This is a genomic window from Micromonospora sp. WMMD987 (assembly GCF_029581435.1).
GTDB lineage: Bacteria > Actinomycetota > Actinomycetes > Mycobacteriales > Micromonosporaceae > Micromonospora > Micromonospora rifamycinica.
Window position 1 is genome coordinate 5,181,456 of record NZ_CP120861.1, and the last position, 18,346, is coordinate 5,199,801.

An 18,346-nucleotide genomic window follows, 5' to 3' on the forward strand; every position below is an offset into this window, starting at 1 on the left:
CAGAGAGGGTGACGCCGTGATCGCGTCCCGGAACATCGGCTTCGTGGCCGCCGCGGCGACCCTGCTCGCCGCGGCCCCGCTGTCGTCGATCTTCCAGCAGTGGACCTGGCTGATCCAGTCGACCATCGCGGTCGCCGTGGTGGCCGGCGCGGCGGCGCTCACCCGGCTGGTCCGGGCCCCGCTCTGGGGTCAGGTGCTGGGCATGCTCGCCGGTCTGCTGCTCGCGCTGACCTGGCTCTTCCCGGGCGGCAGCGAGCTGATCGCGTTCCTGCCCACGCCGGGCACGCTGGCCCACTTCGGTGAGCTGGCGCAGGGCTCGTTGCAGGACATGCGCACCTACGGGGTGAAGGTGCCGGACACCACCCCACTGCTGTTCATCAGCGTGCTCGGGGTGGGTTCGGTGGCGGTCGTGGTCGACGTGCTCGCCGTCGGACTGCGCCGACCGGCCCTGGCCGGGCTGCCCATGCTGGCCATCTACTCGGTGCCGGTGGCGGTCTACGTGGACAGCGTGCCGGCGCTGCCGTTCGTGATCGGCGCCGCCGGCTACCTCTGGCTGCTGGTCACCGACAACGTCGACCGGGTGCGCCGGTTCGGCCGCCGGTTCACCGGCGAGGGTCGCGACGTGGACGTCTGGGAGTCCTCTCCGCTGGCCGCCGCCGGCCGCCGGCTGGCGGTGGTCGGGGTGGCCCTGGCCGTGGTGCTGCCGCTGGCCGTGCCGGGGATGAGCGGTGGGCTGCTGGACCAGTTCATCGGCGCCGGCAACGGCACCGGCACCGGACGTCCCGGGCAGGGCGGCGGCCCCGAACGGATCGACCTCTTCGCGGCGCTCAGCGGGCAGCTCAACCAGTCCGAGGTGGCCACCATGGTGAAGGTCACCACCACCGAGAAGAACCCCTTCTACCTGCGCTTCGGCGTCGCGGACGAGCTGCGCCCGGACGGCTTCCGGGTGCGCGCGCCCAACGGCCGACCGGTCAACCGGGAACTGCCCGACCCTGCGGACCGGGCCGGACCGGGGGTGGAGCAGCAGACGTACCGGGCGACCGTGGAGGTCAACCGGACGCTGAATATGCCCTTCGTGCCGCTCTACACCGATCCGGTCAGCTTCGACGGGCTCAACGGCAACTGGTCGTACGACCAGAACCTCGGGGTGGTCTTCTCCAACCGGGACAACTCCCGGGGCAAGCGCTACTCGTTCGAGTACGTGCGCTCGACGTACGACCCGGCGGCGCTGCGCCGGGCCCGGCCGCTGCCCGCCGACCACCCGATCCGGCGGCAACAGACCCGGACCCCGGAGGCACGGGAGGTCACCCTGCTGGTCAACCGGCTGGTGGAGGGGAAGTCCACCGACTACGACCGGGTCCGGGCGATCTACGACTACTTCTCCCAGGACAACGGCTTCCGGTACTCGCTGAGCACCAAGGGCGGCACCAGCGGCCAGGAGATCGTCGACTTCCTCACCAACAAGGTCGGCTACTGCCAGCAGTACGCGGCGGCGCTGGCCTGGCTGGTGCGGGAGGCCGGTATCCCGGCCCGGGTGGCGTTCGGCTTCACCAACGGCAGCAACGCCGACGGGGACACCTACACGTTGACCAACCGGAACCTGCACTCCTGGACGGAGGTCTACTTCGACCGGCTGGGGTGGGTGCCGTTCGACGCCACCCCGGCGTACGGCGTGCAGGGCTCCACCCGGTCGGCGTGGGCGCCGGACTCCGACGCGCCGGATCCGGAGCCGTCGGACACCACCGCGCCGGCCGCCCCGGGTGACCCCGGCGCCACCGCCGAGCCGCAGCCCGCCGACGAGACCGACCGGGAGGTCGACCAGGGCTTCGACACGACCGCCAACGCTCCCGTCGAACGTGCCCCGACCTGGCCGTGGTGGACGGCCGCCGGGTTGCTGACCCTCCTGGTGCTCCTGGCCGTGCCGGCGCTGCGTCGCCGGGCGCTGCGCCAGCGGCGGCACCGCCCGCCCGTCCCGGTGGCGGCCGGCGTGGCCCCGGACGACGCGGCGGGTGGGAGCGCGGCGATGACGGTGCTGGGTGCGGAGGCCGACCGGGCCCGGTCGGACGCGCACGCGGCCTGGGACGAGTTGCTCGACACCCTGGTCGACTACCGGGTACCGATCGACCGGACGGAGACGCCCCGGGCGACCGCCGAACGGCTGGCCCGGGAGGCGGTCGGCACGGACGCCGACTCGGCCACGGCGGTGCGGCTGCTCGGCCGGGCGGAGGAACGCGCCCGCTACGCCCGGAATCCGTTGACCGGCGAACCGCTGTACCCGGCGCTGCGGACGGTACGCGGCACCCTCGCCGCCAGGGCGGACCGGCGTACCCGGTTCCTCGCCGCCGTGCTGCCCCCGTCGGTGCTGCTGCGCTGGCGCACCTCGCTCGGCGACGGCTCGGCACGGATGGTGGCGGCCTCCGGCCGGCTCCGCCGGCTGCTGCTGCGCTGGAATCCCCGCCGGCTGCTGGCCACCCGCCGCGCCTGACCGTCGCCCGCCCCCCGTGCCGCTACCGGGCCGGCGGGCGGACGTGCTACCGGGCGGCCGGCGGGCGATCCGCTACCGGGCGGCCGGCGCGCGTGCTCCCGGGCCGGCGGGCCACGCGTGCCATCGGGTGACCGGCCCGTCGGGCGGGCGGCGCGGGTCACCGGGCCGGCGGGCGGTGTGGACATGGCGATACGACGGAGGTTGCCGGACGTCGTCCGGCACCCACCGTCGGCGGTGACGCCCGCCCGTCCCGGGGGACGGACAGGTCAGCGGTGTCCCTCCGGACGCTGCCGCCACCGATCTTCCATCCGGTCCAGCAGCGACGGCCGACGACCACCCCGGCCACGCGGACGGCGGCGACTCGTCGTGCCACCCACCACGTGCAGATCCGGTGACTGCGCCCGCCGGTGCGACTGCACCGCGTAGCCCAGCGCGGCCAGCATGACGACGAACCCCGCCACTGCCAGCGGCGGCGTCTTGATCACCGCGCCGTAGACCAACAGGGCCAGGCCGACGACCACCACGCCGGCAGCGACGAGCAGGCGACGTCGCGTGTGGAAACGCGGGTCGCTGGCGCGCACGGCCGAGGCGAATTTGGGGTCCTCGGCAAGCGACCGCTCGATCTGCTCGAACAGCCGCTGCTCGTGCTCCGAGAGCGGCACGGCACTCCTCCCCGGTCACGTTGGTCGGCCCGGTCGGGCCGACAGACCGTGGCAGCCATCCGGCTGCTTGCCGCCAAGTCTACGAGGGGGCTCGCGCGTCGGAAAGCGGGACGACCTACGGCCGACTGCTATTTTCCCCGGGCCGGCGATCACGTTTACCGAGCAGACTGGCCGGACCTATGACGGACCGCCCGAAACGGGCAGCCGCCGCGTCCGCGGCGGTCTCCGCCTCCCGCCATCCCCGCTCGGGTGCGCCGAGAGTGAGCTGTCGCGGTGTGTCGGCCACCCCGGCCAGGCCCTCCACCCGGACGCCGACCAGCCGGACCGGCTCACCAGGGTCGAGAACCGTCCAGAGGCCCCAGGACGTGTCGAATATCTCCCGGGCCACGTCGGTCGCCACGCCGAGTGTCCGGGACCGGTGGACGGTGCGGAAATCGGACAGTCGCACCTTGAGCGAGATCGTCCGGCCGACCTGACCGGCCCCGCGCAGCCGGCTGCCCACCTTCTCACTGAGGGCGAGCAACGCCCGGCGGATCCGCTGCGGGTCGACGACGTCGACGTCGAAGGTCACCTCGGCCCCGATCGACTTCTCCACCTGCTCCGGGCTGACCGGACGGGGATCGCGCCCACGGGCCAGCTCGTGCAGGTGGGTGGCGGACGCCGCACCGAGCGACTTGCGGAGCATCCCGACGGGTGCCTCGGCCAGGTCGCCGATGGTCCGCAGGCCGAGCCGGCGCAGCGTCTCGGCGGACCGCTCCCCCACCCCCACAACGCGTCGACCGGCAGCGGGTGCAGGAACTCCAGCACCCGACCGGCCGGCACCACGAGCAGGCCGTCCGGCTTGGCCCGGGTGGAACCGAGCTTCGCCACGAACTTGGTCGGTGCCACCCCGACCGAGCAGGTCAGCCCCTGCTCGGCCGTCACCCGGGCGCGGATCCGCCGGGCGATGGCGGCCGGCGGGCCGAACAACCGACGGGCACCGGTCACGTCGAGGAACGCCTCGTCGAGGGAGAGCGGCTCGACCAGCGGGGTGACGTCCCGGAAGATCCGCATCACCGCGTCGGAGGCCGCCCGGTAGCGGGTGAAGTCAGGGGGCAGGTAGACCGCACCCGGGCAGAGCGCCCGCGCCCGCGCGGTGGGCATCGCGCTGCGCACGCCGTACCGGCGGGCCTCGTAGCTGGCGGAACTGACCACGCCGCGGGGGCCGGTCCCGCCGACCACCACCGGACGGCCGCGCAGCTCGGGCCGGTGGCGTACCTCCACGGCGGCGAAGAAGGCGTCCATGTCGACGTGCAGGATCGGGCTGGCCGAGTCGTCGGCGTCGGGGCCGAAGCGCGGATCACCGCCCCGCGGCAACGACTGGCTCCGACCCATCCCCGCAGGCTAGCCGCCCGGTACGACACCCGGCCCGGCAGCCGGGTCACGCGACGCCGCGCCACGCAGCCGGCGGCCGGGCAGTCCGGCCGTCAGCCCCGCACCACCAGCAGCGGCACGGTCATCTCCACCGCCGTGTCCGCCCCGTGGTACGCCACCAGCCGGGACGCCGCCGGCGGCTCGGACCGGGTGGCCAGCACCGCGTACGTGTCCCGGCAGGTCACCACCACGTCGCCGACCCGGTGCAGGTGGTCCTCGCCGACCGGGCCGAACCAGCCCTCGGCCACCATCTCCTCCCGGGTGGCCACCCGGGCCGCCGGGCCGAGCACCGCCGACCAGGTGGCCAGCACGTCGTCCACCGCACCCGGCTCGACGTGCAGGTAGCGCACCCGGGGTTCACCGGCGACCACCCGCACGCCGGCCCGTAGCCGCGGCTCGGTGTCCAGGTCGAAGCGGTGCTCCGCGGGCACGTCGAGCTGACCGTGGTCGGCGGTGACCAGCAGCGCGGCATCCGACGGCAGCCCGTCGACGAGCCGGGCCAGCAGGTCGTCCACCCCGGCGGCGGCGATCCGCCACGGTGCCGAGTCGACCCCGCTCAGGTGCCCGTGCCGGTCCAGGTCGGGGTGGTAGCCGGAGACCAGGGCGGGGGCGGTGCCGGCGGCCAGCGCCGCCAGCATCGTCCGGGCCAGGGCGTCCACCCCGGCGGCCCCCCGGTAGTCGCCGCCCCGGTTGGCGGCCAGGGTGAGCCCGCTGCCGGCGTACTCGGGGCGGCTCACCACGGTCACCGCGACCCCGGCGGCCCGGGCGCGCTGCCACTGGGTTCGTACCGGCTGCCAGTGCAACGGGTCCGGGTCGCCGGCCCAGTCGATGTGGTTGAGCACCCGGTCGGTGCCGGGCACCCGGACGGTGAAGCCGAGCACCCCGTGCGCCCCGGGGACCACCCCCGCGCCCAGGGTGACCAGGCTGGTCGGGGTGGTGGAGGGGAACCCCGAGGTCAGCGGGCGGCCCACCGTCGCGGCCAGCCCGGTCAGGGTCGGGGCGTGCGGGGCGGCGGTGGGGAGCTGGTACCACCCGAGGCCGTCGACCAGCAGCACCGCGATCCGACGCACCCCGGCCAGGCCCGGGGCGATCCCGAGCAGGTCGACCGCGCCCGGCACACCGAGCACGGCCAACGCGCTGGGCAGCACGTCGGCCAGGCTGCCCCCGCCGTAGCGCGGCGACACCACCGCCAGCGGATCGGCGGGAGGCGCGGGCAGGCCGCCCCGGGGCACGCCGGTCATGCCGGCCGGCGGGCAAACAGGTGCAGCTGGGCGGCGAGGTCCCGGTACGGCGGGCGGCCGGCCAGCGCCCGCTCCAGCTCCACCAGGGCACCCGGCTGGCCGTCGGTGACGCTGGCGGGCAGCAGGTCGGCCAGGACGCGTACTCCGTGGATCTCCTCCACGGTGAGGCCGGCGGCGCGCAGCAGCGCGGCGGCCTCGCCGGCGTCGAACCGGCGGCGCAGGGTGTCCCGGGGGCCGGCGGCCCCGTCGGCGGCGGCGACCAGCGCGGCGGCGACCTCCATCTGGCCGTTCATGGCCCGCCCCAGCACGGCGGCGGCCCGCCCGGGGACCAGCACACTCGCCGCACCGCCGGGACGCAGCGCACCGGCCAACGCGGTCGCCACCGGAGCCGGGTCGTCGACCACCTCCAGCACCGAATGGCACAGCACCAGGTCCACGGAGGCCGGTTCGACCAGGCCGGTCAGCGCGTCACCGTCGCCCTGCACGGCGCGTACCCGGTCGGCGACCCCGGCCTCGGCGGCCCGGCGGGTGAGCGCGGCGAGCGCGTCGGGGCTGGCGTCGACCACGGTCACCCGGTGGCCCGCCTGGGCGAGCGGCACGGCGAACCCGCCCGTGCCGCCACCCACGTCGAGCACGGACAGCTCGACGTCGGCCCGCCGGTCCAGTTCGGCGGCGAGCACCGACCAGACGACGGCGGTACGGGGGGTCAGCGGCGGCCCGGCGAACCGGCCTCGGGTGCTCTGTTCCACCCGGTCGAGCCTAGTCACCCGTGCCACCCGACCCCCCGCTGGCAGTGCCGACGCCGCCGGCTCAGATCTCCCCGCCGCCGGCCGGGTCCTCCTCGGCGCGGGACCGGCGGTCGTTCGCCACCGGCCCCTCGGTCACCTGGTACTCCCGCGGTTCGGCGTCCTGGGCGGGCGTCCAACCGGCCCCCAGCCGGGTGCGCCGGACGTTCGCCAGTCCACCGGTGTACGTACTGTCCATCGTCACTGGTCATCCCCCTTGCCACACGCGGGCCGCTCTGCCGGCGCGTGCCGGAAGTCTCCCGTTTTCCGGCCCGGAAAACCGTAATGTGGATCACTCATCGGAAGTCGCGGGAGGGCGGCGCGACCGGCGGTGTGATCGGGTCCAGCCGGTCGGCGGTGAGGTTGGTGACCCCCTCGTGCCGCTGCAACCGGCCACGGACCACCAGGGCGACGCTGGCGCGGGCGACCCGCCGGTAGCGCTGCCACAGCCCCGGCGAACACGTGACGTTGAGCATCCCGGTCTCGTCCTCCAGGTTGAGGAAGGTGACCCCACCGGCGGTCGCCGGCCGCTGCCGGTGGGTGACGATCCCGCCGACCCGGACCCGCCGACCCGGTTCCACCCCACCGAGCCGGGCGATCGGCACCGCACCCAGCGCGTCGAGCCGGTCCCGGACGAACCGGGCCGGGTGGCTCTCCGGGGACAACCCGGTCGCCCACACGTCGGCGACCAGCCGGTCCACCGCCTCCATCCCCGGCAGGGTCGGCGCCGCCGCGCCGGTCACCGTGCCCGGCAGCCGGCCCGGCCGGTCCTGGGCCGCCGCCCCGGCCGCCCAGAGCGCCTCCCGCCGGGTCAGCCCGAAACAGGCGAAGGCGTCCGCGGTGGCCAGCGCCTCCAACTGGCCGGCGGTGAGACCGACCCGCCGGGCCAGATCCGGCATGTCCCGGTACGCCCCGTGCGCCGTCCGCTCCGCCTCGATCCGCTCGGCCACCCCGTCGCCGAGGGTACGGACACCGCCCAGCCCGAGCCGGACCGCCGGACCGCCCAGCCCCCAGGCGTGCGGCGGCTCCCCCGGCACGCTCCCCCAGCGGGTTTCCGGGGTGGACTCCAGCACCGCCCGCGCCCCGCTGGCGTTGACGTCCGGCCGGCGGACCTCGACGCCGTGCCGCCGGGCGTCGTCGACCAGGGTCTGCGGCGCGTAGAACCCCATCGGCTGGGCGTTGAGCAGGGCGGCCAGGAACGCCGCCGGATGGTGGCGCTTGAGCCACGAGCTGGCGTACACCAGGTAGGCGAAACTCATCGCGTGGCTCTCCGGGAAGCCGTAGCTGGCGAACGCGGTGAGCTTGCGGTACACGTCGTCGGCCAGCTCGCCGGTGATCCCCCGCTCGGCCATCCCGGCGTAGAGCCGGTCGGCGAGCTGCGCCATCCGTCGCACCGACCGTTTCGCCCCCATCGCCCGGCGCAACTGGTCCGCCCCGGCGGCGTCGAAGCCGGCCAGGTCGATGGCGAGCTGCATGAGCTGCTCCTGGAACAGCGGCACGCCGAGGGTCTTCTCCAGCGCGTTGCGCATCAACGGATGCGGGTACGTCACCGGTTCCTGGCCGTTCTTGCGCCGGATGTACGGGTGCACCGAACCGCCCTGGATCGGGCCGGGCCGGATCAGCGCCACCTCCACCACCAGGTCGTAGAACTCGCGCGGTTTCAACCGGGGCAGGGTGGCCATCTGGGCGCGGCTCTCCACCTGGAACACCCCCACCGAGTCGGCCCGGCAGAGCATCTCGTAGACCTCGGGGTCGTCCAGCGTCATGTCACCCAGGTCGAGGCTCTGGCCGATCAGGTCGTATCCGTAGTGCAGGGCCGACAGCATGCCCAGGCCGAGCAGGTCGAACTTGACCAGCCCGACGGCCGCGCAGTCGTCCTTGTCCCACTGGAGCACGCTGCGGCCGGGCATCCGTCCCCACTCCACCGGGCACACCTCGATCACCGGCCGGTCGCAGATCACCATGCCTCCGGAGTGGATGCCCAGGTGCCGGGGGAACGTCTGCAACTCGTCGGCGTACGCCACCACCTGCTCGGGGATGCCCTCGACGTCCACCGCCGCGACCGAGCCCCAGCGGTCGATCTGCTTGCTCCAGGCGTCCTGCTGGCCGGGCGAGTAGCCGAACGCCTTCGCCACGTCCCGCACCGCCGACCGGGGCCGGTACGAGATGACGTTGGCGACCTGGGCGGTGTGCTCCCGGCCGTACCGGGCGTAGACGTGCTGGATGACCTCCTCCCGCCGGTCGGACTCGATGTCCACGTCGATGTCGGGTGGCCCGTCGCGTTCCGGGGCGAGGAACCGTTCGAACAGCAGCCGGTGCCGCACCGCGTCCACGTTGGTGATCCGCAGCGCGTAGCAGACCGCCGAGTTGGCCGCCGAACCCCGGCCCTGGCAGTAGATGTCCTGCGTGCGGCAGAACGCCACGATGTCGTAGACCACCAGGAAGTAGCCGGGGAAGCCCAGCTCGTCGATCATCCGCAGCTCGTGTTCCAGCTGTGCGTACGCCTCCGGGTGCGCCCCGGGTGGACCGTACCGCTCGTGCGCCCCGGCCAGCGTGAGGTGGCGCAGCCAGCTCATCTCGGTGTGCCCCGCCGGCACCGGGTACGCCGGCAGCCGGGGCGCGACCAGGTGCAGGTCGAAGGCGAGTTCCGCGCCGAACCCGGCGGCCCGGGACACCGCACCCGGGTACGCGGCGAACCGGGCCGCCATCTCCGCGCCACTGCGCAGGTGGGCGGTGGCCGCGGCGGGCAGCCAGCCGTCGATCTCGTCCAGGCTGCGGCGGGCCCGGACAGCGGCCAGGGTGGTCGCCAGCCGTCGTCGTCCCGGACTGGCGTAGTGCACGTTGTTGCTGGCCACCGTGGGTAGCCCGGCGGTGGCGGCCAGCTCGGCGAGCGCGTCGTTGCGGTCGGCGTCGACCGGGTGCCCGTGGTCGGTCAGCTCCACCGCCACCGTCTCCGCGCCGAACAGCGCGGTGAGCCGGTCCAGCTCCCGGGCCGCCGCGTCGACCCCCTCGGTGAGCAGCGCCGCCGGCACGTGCCCCTTGCGGCAGCCGGTCAGCACCAGCACGTGGTCACGCAGCTCGGCGGCGACCTGTTCCAGTTCGCCGTAGACCGGCCGGCCCTTCTCGCCGCCGCGTAGCTGTGCCCGGGAGATGACCGACGCGAGTCGGGCGTACCCCTCGTGGCCGTGGGCGAGCACCAGCAGGTGCCGGCCCATCGGGTCCGGTTCGCCCTGCTGCGGGCCGGGCAGCCCCAGCGACAGTTCCGCGCCGAAGACCGTCGGCAGGCGCAACGCACGGGCCGCCTCGGCGAACCGGACCACCCCGTAGAACCCGTCGTGGTCGGTCACGGCGAGCGCGGTCAGCCCCAGCCGGACGGCCTCCTCGGCCAGTTCCTCCGGATGGCTCGCCCCGTCGAGGAAACTGAAGTTGGTGTGCGCGTGCAACTCGGCGTAGGGCACCGCGCCGTCGGGTCGGGTCAGTTCGACAGGGGTGTACCGCTCGCGGTGCCGGCTCCAGGCCGGCGAGTCACCACCGTCGGCGTCGGCGAGCGGATCCACCACGTGCAGGTGCCGGTCCGTCCGCCGCCGACCGTCCGGCCCGGCCTCCCGGGACCGCCCACCCCGAGGCCCGCCGTTCTGGAACCGGCCGCCCCGAGTCCCACCGTCCTGAAACCGGTCACCCGGGGAACGCTCGCCGGGGGAACCTCCGCCCAGGCAACGGTCACCCGTGCTGCCGTCGGCAGGCCGTCCGGACAGCACCCGCTCCAGCTCCGACCAGGGCAGCTTCGGATTATGGAAGCTCATCCGGCCGCCCCCGCCGTGCCCGCCCCCGCCGTGCCCGCCCCCACGATGCAGGCCATCCTCTCGGTGCAGCCTGTCCTACGGTGCAGGCCGCCCTTTCGGTGCAGGCCGCCCCCATGGTGCGCGCCGCCTTCACGGTGCAGGCCGCTCCCCCAGCGCAGGCCGCTCTCACGGTGCATGCCGCTCTCACGGTGCAGCCCGCCCTGACACGACGGGGCGCTCTTACTACGCAGGCGGCGTGACGCGGCAGGGTCACCGCCGACAGGAGTGGTTTCTCCGACGAGTGGTATGCCGCCGAGGCATAAATATGCCTCAGCGGGATACCGCTCACGAGGAAACACCACCGAGGCCCGGACCAGCCCGACCCGGCCCGGCCCGGACCAACCTGACGCAGCCCGACGCGGGCCAGACCACCGGTCAGTCATAGATCGCCTCCACCAGCCACCGGCCCGCCTGGACAGCCAGCAGGAGGGCGGCTCCGTCGGCCAGGCAAACCTGGAACCGGGCCCGGCGACGGGCCTCGGCGGGCACCCACCACCGTTCGTCCAGTGGCCACGGACCGGCCCAGCCGACGATCTCCGCCGGGTCGCTACCGCCGACGCACAGCCGGGCGGGGGCGGCGCTGACCACCAGCCGTGCGCTGACCATCACCGGCTCCCCGGCGGCGTCGTGCACGGTCGCGGCGAGCGGAACGGGCAGCACCACGGCCGGGGCGGGTGGCGGCAGCCGCCCTGGCCAGGGCGGCGCGGGGGACGGCCCACCCGTCGCCGACCGTGGAGACAGACCCGGTAGCGGGGGTACGCCCGGCAGCGGGGACACGCCCCGCCGTAGGGATACGTCCGGTAACGGGGGTGCGCCCGGCAGCGGGGGCGGGGCGGGGCGGGTGGGCAGTCGCTCGTCGCCCCACGGGACCAGGCGGGTCTGGTCGGCCGGGGACCGGCCGCCGCCCAGCACGGCGGTGACCACCGCCTCCGGGCCGAGGATGCCCTGCACCCGGCTCAACGCCCGGTGCGCCCGGTCCCGTTCCTCGCCGGCCTCCCCCCACAGGCCGGGTTGCAGCCCGCCCCGGGTCAGCAGCCCGTCGGGGATCAGCCGCAGCCGGACGATCCCGGCGGTGGGTCGGGCCGGGCGGGAACCGGGTCGACCGGTGCTGCCGGAGAGCCAGCCGTCGAGCTGCCAGCGCACCCGGTCGGCGATGGCGGCGGCGGTGAGCAGCCCGTCGTGCCGCCACACCCGGTGTAGTTCCTGGCCGTGCGCGGTGACCGCCTCGATGCCGAGCCGGGTGCAGGCCAGCCCGTGCCCGGCCAGCCGGTCGTGCAGCCGCTCAGCCAGTACCCGGGCCGCGAAGGCCGCCGCGTCGACCCGGTCGAGGGGCTCGTCGTGGTGGGCGGTGACCGTCAGGTCGGCGGGCGGCTGCCGGACGGCGAGCGGTCGGTGGTCGTACCCGGCGGCGAGCCGGTGGGCGAGCGCCCCGTCGAAGCCGAACCGGGCCAGCACGTCACCGGCGGGCAGCGCGGCGAAGTCACCCAGGGTCCGTACGCCGAGCCGGCGTAGCAGGTCGGCCAGCGCAGGTCGGCCGATCGCCTCGACGGGCAGCCCGGCCAGGAACCCCGGCGTGCCGCCCGGGGGCACCACCTGCCCGGTCCGCGCGGCGAGACCGGCCGCGAAGACCCCGTCGGCGATCCCGATCTGGCTCTCCACCGCGCAGGCCTGGGCGACCTGTTCCACGATCCGTTCGGCGGCGGCCTCCTCACCGCCGAGGTGGCGGGCGGGACCTCGGGCGGCGAGCGCGCAGACGCCGGGGCGGACCACCTCGACCGCGGCGACGACCTCCTCGACCGCGGCGACGACCGGTTCGAAGGCACGGGCGTCCCGGCCGGGGTCGTGGTCCACGACGGTCAGCGACGGGCAGCGCCCCTGCGCCTCCCGTCGGCGCAGGCCCCGGCGCACCCCGGCGGCGCGTGCCGGGGCGGAACAGGCCACCACCCGGTTGGCGTGCAGCACCGCCACCGAGCCGGTGGCGGGCACCCCGTCGACGATCTCGACGGCGAGCACCGGCCAGTCCGGACACCAGAGCAGCATCGTGCGTACCGGCGTGCGGGTCACGGCCCGACCACGGTCAACCCGCCCGACCGGTGCCCGGCGGTGGGCGCGGAGGGACCGGTCGACGCGACCCGCGGGATGATCCGGGTCGAGCCGTCGCCGGGCAGCCACATGGTGATCTCCTTCGGGCGGGCCGCCGCACCGCGCCCACGGGCCGACACGGTGACCTCCCGACGGCGCAGCCGGCCCCGGCCCGGACCGAGTCCCGTCCAGACCCCCCGGACCACCTGGAGGGTGACGTCCGCACCGGCCCAGCGGCCGTACGGGACGAGCACGCAGCCACGTTGCCGCGCGCGGGCGGCCAACCGGTCGGCGACCGGGGTGGCGACGGCGTGCGGCACGGCGGTCACCACCACGTCGACCCCGTCGATCAGGGCGGCGACCACGGTGGGCCAGTCCGGGCCGGGATGGGGCACCAGGGCCAGGCGGTCCAGGGCGATGCCGGCCTCGGCGGCGGCGCCGGCCCCGAAGGTGGGCACCCCGACGACCGCGCACCACGATCCGGCCCGGGACGCCTCGGCGAGCAACGCCAGCACCAGGGAGGTGCCACCGCTGCGCCGGGGCTGGCCGGTGGCGACGGCGACCGTGCTGCCCCGGCGTAGTCCCCGGTGCGGCAGCAGGCCGGTCAGTTCGGGTGCCACCGGGAGCACCCGGTGGCCGCCCGCCGGGTCCGGCGCGCTCGCCGGGCGTACCAGAGCGGCCAGTGCGGCGGAACCGACCACCATGCGGCCCGCCATCGGACCAGCCCCCCGTCGTGTCGTTACTCGGATCAGATGTGCGCCGGACGGCGAGCCGGCGGGGACCGGGCACGGCCGGACCGGGTGTTCCCACGGGCGGCGAGCCGGGTGTTCCCAGGCGCGGCCGGACCGGGTGTTCCCACGGCGGCGGGCCGGCGGCGAACGGTGCGCGGCCGGACCGGGCGCGGCCGTCGGAGGTGGGTCAGGCGGCGAGGCCGTCGAGGGCGGGCTGGTGGGTCAGGCCAAGGGCGTGCTCGACCACCGCCACGAACTGCTCGGCGGCCCGGAGCAGGTCGTCGGCCTCCCGGGCGGTCACCACCCGGGGTATGCCGGCCTCGGCGGCGGCCCGCTTGCCGGCGGCGGCGGCGAAGTGCCGGCACCACTCGTCCAGCTCGGGGGCGACGGTGGCGAGCAGCACCCAGACACTGGTGATCCGGCGTCGCCGGCCGGGCGCGGGCCGGGCGCGGGCAGCCAGCAGGGCGGCGGCGGCGCGCAGCGCGGCCAGGTGGGCGGCGGCGTAACGCAACCCGTCGGGGCGGGTCTGGGCGGCCTCGGCCAGCCCCCGTCGGGCCACCGCGAGGAGCTGGGTAGGGGTGCGGTGCGGCAGCACGTGCGCGGGCACCGTCGGCACCTGGGCCGGGTTGGTCGGCATGACTGTCTCCTCCGCGTGACCGGGTCGGGCGGAACGCACGGTGGAGGAGTCCACCGGCGCGACGCCCGGGGCGGGTGGTGCGGAGGAAGGCGCACCGATGGGGGCCGGCCGGGTGTGGACGCTTCCCCACACCACACCCGGCCGGCGAACCGGCGGGTTCGTCGCCCGCCGCCCGGGGGTCGTGGGCGGCGGGCGACGACCTGCCTTGACGGGACCGGGCTCGCGACTGCCCGGAACCCCGGTGCGGTCCGCGAAACCGCACCTGCCCGGGTCGGCGCCGCGAAACACCGCCCCCGGGGGCGTTGGAACGGGTGTGCGAGTGAATCGAACACTCGTTCTAACTGCTCTGACAGTACACCCTGCCCCCGACGAAAACGCAACGGTGGCGTACGGCGTGCCAGGTTGGAGCCCCGCCCGCACCCGGCAGCGGCGGGACCGGACCGCGCGCCGGTGGGGGTGCGGCCGGGTGCGGGGTGCTCGGGCGCCCACCCGGGACCGGATGCCGCAGCACCGACGGCACCGGGGAGAATGGCCCCATGCAGTCACACCCGAACGTGCAGGCGGTGCAGCGGGCGCTCGACGACGCGGGCGCGCGGGACGGGTCCGGCTCCACCAGCCGGGTCCGGCTGCTGCCCGAGGCGGTGCACACCGCCGCCGCGGCGGCCGCCGCGCTCGGCGTGCACGTCGGCGCGATCGCCAACTCGCTGGTCTTCGACGCCGACGGCACACCGCTGCTGGTGCTCACCTCCGGCGCACACCGGGTGGACACCGCCGGCCTGGCCGCCCATCTCGGGGTGACCCACCTGCGCCGGGCCACCCCCGAGTTCGTCCGGGAGCACACCGGGCAGGTGATCGGCGGGGTCGCCCCGGTCGGCCACCCCGGGCCGTTGCGCACCCTGGTCGACACCGCCCTGGCCGGCCACCCCGAGGTGTGGGCCGCGGGTGGCGTACCGCAGGCCGTCTTTCCCACCACCTATCCGGAACTGCTGCGGATCACCGGCGGCACCCCCGCCGAGGTGGCGTGAGCACCCCCCCGGAACTGGTCACCCTGCACGTGTGGCGGGTGCCCCGGGCCGCCCTCGGCCGGGCGCTGGCCCGGATGGCCCGGCATCCGTGGCGGCTGCGGCGCACGCCCGGCGTACGGTTCGGCAAGCTGCTCGGCACCGGGACCGGCACCGGCTTCGGCCCGGGGGACGCCGACCTGACCCGGTGGGCCGCGCTGGTGGTGTGGGACTCCCCCGCCGCGGCGGCCGGCTTCGACGCCTCCCCGGTGGGCCGCTCCTGGGCCCGGATCGCGCACGCCTCGGCCCGGCTGGAGCTGCGCCCGGTGACCAGCCGGGGCGAGTGGTCGGGCCGGCGGCCGTTCGGCGATCCGGCGGGTGGCCGGGTCGACGGGCCGGTGCTGGCGCTGACCCGGGCCCGGTTGCGCCCCCGCCGTGCGCTCACCTTCTGGAAGGCCGTCCCCCCGGTCGCCGCCGCGCTGCACGCCGCCCCGGGGCTGCTCGCCCGGTTCGGCGTCGGCGAGGCGCCGCTCGGCTGGCAGGGCACGGTCAGCGTGTGGCGCGATCCGACGGACCTCGTGGCGTTCGCGTACCGTCACCCGGAGCACCGCGCGGCGATCACCCGCACCCCCACCGAGGGGTGGTACGCGGAGGAGTTGTTCGCGCGCTTCGAGGTGCGCGCAGTGGTCGGCGACCGGTCGGTGCTCGGCTGGGTCGCCGACGGTGACCCGCAACCGTGAGAGGACGCGCATGAGGTTGGTGCGGTGGACGCCGGAGGATCTCGTCCGGCGGCTCGACGACGTGGTCACGGTGTACGGGGAGGCGATGGGCTACCGCAGCGAACTGTTGGAGGCCCGGCGCGGCTACATCGCCACCCACGCCCGCCGGCCCGGGTTCCGCGCCGTCGCCAGCCTCACCACCGAGGGACACCTGGCCGGCTTCGGCTACGGCTACCTCGGCGCGGGTGGACAGTGGTGGCACGACCAGGTCTTCCGGGCGCTGGACCCGGACGCCCGGCAGCGCTGGCTGACCCACTGCTTCGAGGTGGTCGAGCTGCACGTCCGGCCGGCCGCGCAGGGGCACGGCGTGGGCGCCCGGCAGCTCACCGCCCTGCTCAGCCTCGCCGAGGGCGGCACCACCCTGCTGTCCACTCCGGAGGCCGACGAGCGGACGTCGCGGGCCTGGCGGCTGTACCGGCGGTTCGGCTTCGTCGACGTGCTGCGGCACTTCCGCTTCCCCGGCGACGAACGGCCGTTCGGGGTGCTCGGCCGGGACCTGCCGCTGCCCCGTCCCGACATGTCCGGGCCGGCCACGTCGTGACCCGCCGGCACGTCCCGTGGCTGCTGCTGGCCGTCCTGGTGCTGGCCCAGATCTGCTATCCGCTCACCACCGGTGTCACCCGGGCCCGGCTCACCGTGGCCACGGTCGTCCTCGGTTACCTGCTCTCGGTGGGGCACGCGCTGCTCACCCGAGGTCCCCGGGCGGCGGTGGCGCTGGTCGCGGTGGCCACCGGCGGCGGGTTCGCGATCGAGGCGCTGGGGGTGGCCACCGGCTTCCCGTTCGGCAGCTACGACTACTCGGGCGAGTTGGGGCCGAAGCTGGCCGGGGTGCCGTTGATCATCCCGCTGGCCTGGACCTGGATGGCCTGGCCCGCCTGGCTGGCCGCCGTCCGGCTGACCACGCCCACCAGCCAACTGACCACGCCCACCGGCAGGCTGACCACGCCGGCCGGCCGGACGCCCGGCACCGTGCCGACCACCGGCCGGACGCCCGGCACCTTGACACCGGCGGGGCACGTCGGGCGGGTGGCGTTGGCCACCGTCGGGCTGGCCGGCTGGGACCTCTTCCTCGACCCGCAGATGGTGGCCGAGGGCTACTGGAGGTGGCGCGACGCCACCCCGGCGCTGCCGGGCCTGCCCGGCATCCCGGTCAGCAACTACCTGGGCTGGCTGCTCTTCGCGGTGCTGCTGATGAGCGCGCTGCGCCCGCTGGCCGGGCCGTCCGCCGCGGTCACCGGCTCCCGCGACGACCCGATGTTCGCGCTCTACCTGTGGACGTACTTCTCCAGCGTGCTGGCGCACGCGGTCTTCCTCCGGCTGCCCGCCTCGGCGGTCTGGGGGGCGGCCGGCATGGCGGCCGTGGCGGTGCCGCTGGCGGTCACCCTGCTGCGCGCCCGCCGACGGCCCGCCGACCGGCCGGTGCCGGACCGGCCCGGCGTCGACACCCCGGCATGAGCGGCACCCGGCCCGGCCGACCCGCCCCGCCACCGTGCTGGCACCCGACGCCGGGACGACGACCGCCGGCCTGGTCGGTGGAGGCTCGGCGGTGACCGTCGTCGCGCTCGTGCTGGCCGTCGCGGTGACCGCGCTGACCGCACACACCTGGGTCAACGCGGGCCGCTGGCTGCGCCGGCCGGTCGCCGGGCCGGTCGGGGTCGACGAGACCGTGGCGGTGCTGCTGCCGCTGCGCGACGAGGCCGACCGGGTCACCCCGTGCCTGCACGCGCTGCTCGCCCAGCAGGGGGTGCCGGGGCTGCGGATCGTGGTGCTCGACGACGGTTCGACCGACGGCACCGCCGAGGTGGTCCGCGCGGTGGTCGGCGACGACCCCCGGGTCACCCTGCGCACCGGGGTCACCCCGCCGCCGGGCTGGCTGGGCAAGCCGCACGCCTGCCACCAGCTCGCCGGGCACACCGACCCGGCCGCCACCGTGTACGCCTTCGTCGACGCGGACGTGGTGCTCACCCCGTACGCGGTCGCGGCGGCGGTGACCGAGCTGCGGGCGGCGCGGGCGACGCTGCTGTCGGCGTACCCGAGGATTCTGGTGCGGACGGTCGGTGACCGGCTGGTGCAGCCGCTGTTGCAGTGGTTGTGGTTGACCTTCCTGCCGCTGCGCGCGATGGAACGCTCGTCACGACCGTCGCTGGCCGCCGCCGGTGGGCAGTTCCTGCTGGTGGACCGGGCCGGCTACGAGCGGGCCGGCGGGCACGCCGCCGTCGCCGACCGGGTGCTGGAGGACATCGAGCTGGCGCGGGCGGTGAAACGTTCCGGCGGCCGGATCGCGCTGGCCGACGGCTCCCGGCTGGCCGCCTGCCGGATGTACGAGACCTGGCCGCAGCTGCGCGACGGCTACACCAAGTCGCTCTGGGCCACCTTCGGCCACCCGGGGGCCGCCGCGACCGTGGTCGCCGCGCTGCTGCTGCTCTACACCGCGCCGCCGCTGCTGGCGGTGGCGACGCTGCTGGCGGGTTCGCCGCCGGCCGCCGGGCTGGCCCTGCTCGGGTACGCCGCCGGAGTCGCCGGCCGGGTGCGTAGCGCCCACGCCACCGGCGGCCGGGCCTGGCCCGACGCGCTGGCCCACCCCGTGTCGGTCGTGGTGCTCGGTTGGCTGACCCTGCGGTCGTACCATCTGCGGAAGCGGCGTCGCCTGTCCTGGCGGGGCCGTCCGGTCAGCTAGGAGGGCGCGGC

14 protein-coding genes and 1 pseudogene are annotated in these 18,346 nt (G+C 75.8%); 6 read left to right on the plus strand and 9 right to left on the minus strand.

Annotation, left to right across the window (positions count from 1 at the left end):
• The first annotated feature begins 16 nt into the window (after positions 1 to 16).
• Positions 17 to 2,485 carry a transglutaminaseTgpA domain-containing protein gene (locus O7612_RS21750; RefSeq protein ID WP_282266952.1) on the plus strand — a complete coding sequence of 823 codons (2,469 nt, stop codon included), beginning with the start codon at positions 17 to 19 and terminating at the stop codon, positions 2,483 to 2,485.
• Positions 2,486 to 2,751: 266 nt separating this feature from the next.
• Here the strand turns inward: O7612_RS21750 and O7612_RS21755 are convergent, their stop codons facing one another.
• The 9 genes and pseudogenes from O7612_RS21755 to O7612_RS21795 all read right to left on the minus strand — a co-directional run bounded on the left by O7612_RS21755 (position 2,752) and on the right by O7612_RS21795 (position 13,878).
• Positions 2,752 to 3,147: a DUF3040 domain-containing protein gene (locus tag O7612_RS21755; protein WP_067301847.1), complete on the minus strand. Its 396-nt coding sequence runs from the start codon at positions 3,145 to 3,147 to the stop codon at positions 2,752 to 2,754.
• Between the two features lie 115 nt (positions 3,148 to 3,262).
• Positions 3,263 to 4,521: pseudogene (locus O7612_RS21760) on the minus strand (DNA polymerase IV).
• A 92-nt stretch (positions 4,522 to 4,613) separates the two neighbouring features.
• Positions 4,614 to 5,801, minus strand: a complete 1,188-nt coding sequence (locus O7612_RS21765; protein ID WP_282266953.1) for a nucleotide pyrophosphatase/phosphodiesterase family protein — start codon at positions 5,799 to 5,801, stop codon at positions 4,614 to 4,616.
• Positions 5,798 to 6,568, minus strand: coding sequence for a methyltransferase domain-containing protein (locus tag O7612_RS21770; RefSeq protein WP_282266954.1), 771 nt, complete (start codon positions 6,566 to 6,568; stop codon positions 5,798 to 5,800). The genes O7612_RS21765 and O7612_RS21770 overlap by 4 nt, the downstream gene beginning before the upstream one ends.
• Before the next feature lie 43 nt (positions 6,569 to 6,611).
• Positions 6,612 to 6,791: a hypothetical protein gene (locus tag O7612_RS21775; RefSeq protein ID WP_282266955.1), complete on the minus strand. Its 180-nt coding sequence runs from the start codon at positions 6,789 to 6,791 to the stop codon at positions 6,612 to 6,614.
• A 91-nt stretch (positions 6,792 to 6,882) separates the two neighbouring features.
• A complete protein-coding gene (locus O7612_RS21780) occupies positions 6,883 to 10,389 on the minus strand; it encodes an error-prone DNA polymerase (RefSeq protein WP_348774247.1) in 3,507 nt (1,168 codons plus the stop codon).
• A 414-nt stretch (positions 10,390 to 10,803) separates the two neighbouring features.
• Positions 10,804 to 12,468, minus strand: coding sequence for a DNA polymerase Y family protein (locus O7612_RS21785; RefSeq protein WP_282273993.1), 1,665 nt, complete (start codon positions 12,466 to 12,468; stop codon positions 10,804 to 10,806).
• A gap of 20 nt (positions 12,469 to 12,488) precedes the next feature.
• A complete protein-coding gene (locus O7612_RS21790) occupies positions 12,489 to 13,226 on the minus strand; it encodes a hypothetical protein (protein ID WP_282266957.1) in 738 nt (245 codons plus the stop codon).
• Positions 13,227 to 13,428: 202 nt separating this feature from the next.
• Positions 13,429 to 13,878, minus strand: a complete 450-nt coding sequence (locus tag O7612_RS21795) for an SAV_6107 family HEPN domain-containing protein (protein ID WP_282266958.1) — start codon at positions 13,876 to 13,878, stop codon at positions 13,429 to 13,431.
• 536 nt (positions 13,879 to 14,414) lie between these two features.
• On the opposite strand from O7612_RS21795, the gene O7612_RS21800 reads away from it, so the two are divergent.
• From O7612_RS21800 to O7612_RS21820, 5 genes are all read left to right on the plus strand, one after another.
• Positions 14,415 to 14,903 carry a YbaK/EbsC family protein gene (locus O7612_RS21800; protein WP_282266960.1) on the plus strand — a complete coding sequence of 163 codons (489 nt, stop codon included), beginning with the start codon at positions 14,415 to 14,417 and terminating at the stop codon, positions 14,901 to 14,903.
• Positions 14,900 to 15,619 (plus strand): monooxygenase, encoded by a 720-nt coding sequence (locus O7612_RS21805; protein WP_282266961.1) that lies wholly within the window; start codon positions 14,900 to 14,902, stop codon positions 15,617 to 15,619. The genes O7612_RS21800 and O7612_RS21805 overlap by 4 nt, the downstream gene beginning before the upstream one ends.
• A 10-nt stretch (positions 15,620 to 15,629) precedes the next feature.
• Positions 15,630 to 16,199 carry a GNAT family N-acetyltransferase gene (locus tag O7612_RS21810; RefSeq protein WP_282266962.1) on the plus strand — a complete coding sequence of 190 codons (570 nt, stop codon included), beginning with the start codon at positions 15,630 to 15,632 and terminating at the stop codon, positions 16,197 to 16,199.
• Complete coding sequence (locus O7612_RS21815) at positions 16,196 to 17,113, plus strand: carotenoid biosynthesis protein (protein ID WP_282266964.1); 918 nt, start codon at positions 16,196 to 16,198, stop codon at positions 17,111 to 17,113. The genes O7612_RS21810 and O7612_RS21815 overlap by 4 nt, the downstream gene beginning before the upstream one ends.
• Before the next feature lie 91 nt (positions 17,114 to 17,204).
• Positions 17,205 to 18,335: a glycosyltransferase family 2 protein gene (locus O7612_RS21820; protein ID WP_282266965.1), complete on the plus strand. Its 1,131-nt coding sequence runs from the start codon at positions 17,205 to 17,207 to the stop codon at positions 18,333 to 18,335.
• The last annotated feature ends 11 nt before the right edge of the window (positions 18,336 to 18,346 follow it).